We start from the raw sequence: 1,200 nt of genomic DNA on the forward strand, positions 1-1,200 counted from the left end.
CTTAGATGTCGAGGATCTTGGCCACGACGCCCGAACCCACGGTACGGCCGCCTTCACGGATGGCGAAGCGCAGGCCTTCTTCCATCGCGATCGGGTTGATCAGCTTGACGGTGATGCTGACGTTGTCGCCAGGCATGACCATTTCCTTGTCCTTGGGCAGCTCGATCGCGCCGGTCACGTCCGTCGTGCGGAAGTAGAACTGCGGACGGTAGTTGTTGAAGAACGGCGTGTGACGGCCGCCTTCGTCCTTCGACAGAACGTACACCTCGGCGGTGAAGTGCGTGTGCGGCTTGATCGAGCCGGGCTTGCACAGCACTTGGCCGCGCTCGACTTCTTCGCGCTTCGTGCCGCGCAGCAGCACGCCGACGTTGTCGCCAGCCTGACCCTGGTCCAGCAGCTTGCGGAACATTTCCACGCCGGTGCAGGTGGTCTTGACCGTCGGGCGGATGCCCACGATTTCGATTTCTTCACCAACCTTGATCACGCCGCGCTCGACAGCGCCGGTCACCACGGTGCCGCGACCCGAGATCGAGAACACGTCTTCCACGGGCATCAGGAACGTGCCGTCCACGGCGCGCTCGGGCGTCGGGATGTACGTGTCCAGGGCTTCGGCCAGCTTCATGATGGCGCCTTCGCCCAGTTCGCCCTTGTCGCCTTCCAGGGCGAGCTTGGCCGAACCGTGAATGATCGGGGTGTCGTCACCGGGGAATTCGTACTTGTCGAGGAGTTCGCGAACTTCCATTTCGACCAGTTCGAGCAGCTCCTTGTCGTCGACCATGTCGCACTTGTTCAGGAACACGATGATGTAGCCCACGCCCACCTGGCGAGCCAGCAGGATGTGTTCACGGGTCTGGGGCATCGGGCCGTCAGCGGCCGAGCACACCAGGATGGCGCCGTCCATTTGAGCGGCGCCGGTGATCATGTTCTTCACGTAGTCGGCGTGGCCGGGGCAGTCGACGTGTGCGTAGTGGCGATTGGCCGTTTCGTACTCGACGTGCGCGGTGTTGATCGTGATGCCGCGGGCCTTTTCTTCAGGCGCAGCGTCGATCTGGTCGTAGGCCTTGGCTTCGCCGCCGAACTTGGCCGACAGAACCGTTGCGATCGCAGCCGTCAGCGTCGTCTTGCCGTGGTCAACGTGACCAATCGTGCCCACGTTCACGTGCGGCTTGGTGCGGGTGAATTTACCTTTTGCCATTTTTC

The 1,200-nt window shown here is 62.4% G+C and carries 1 protein-coding gene; it reads right to left on the reverse strand.

Annotated elements, in window-relative coordinates:
• Position 1: 1 nt before the first annotated feature.
• Positions 2 to 1,195: an elongation factor Tu gene (tuf, locus tag ACSFCA_RS36525; RefSeq protein ID WP_093060175.1), complete on the reverse strand. Its 1,194-nt coding sequence runs from the start codon at positions 1,193 to 1,195 to the stop codon at positions 2 to 4.
• Between the last annotated feature and the right edge of the window lie 5 nt (positions 1,196 to 1,200).

It is taken from the genome of Variovorax multivorans (genome assembly GCF_051216835.1).
Taxonomy (GTDB): Bacteria; Pseudomonadota; Gammaproteobacteria; order Burkholderiales; family Burkholderiaceae_C; genus Variovorax.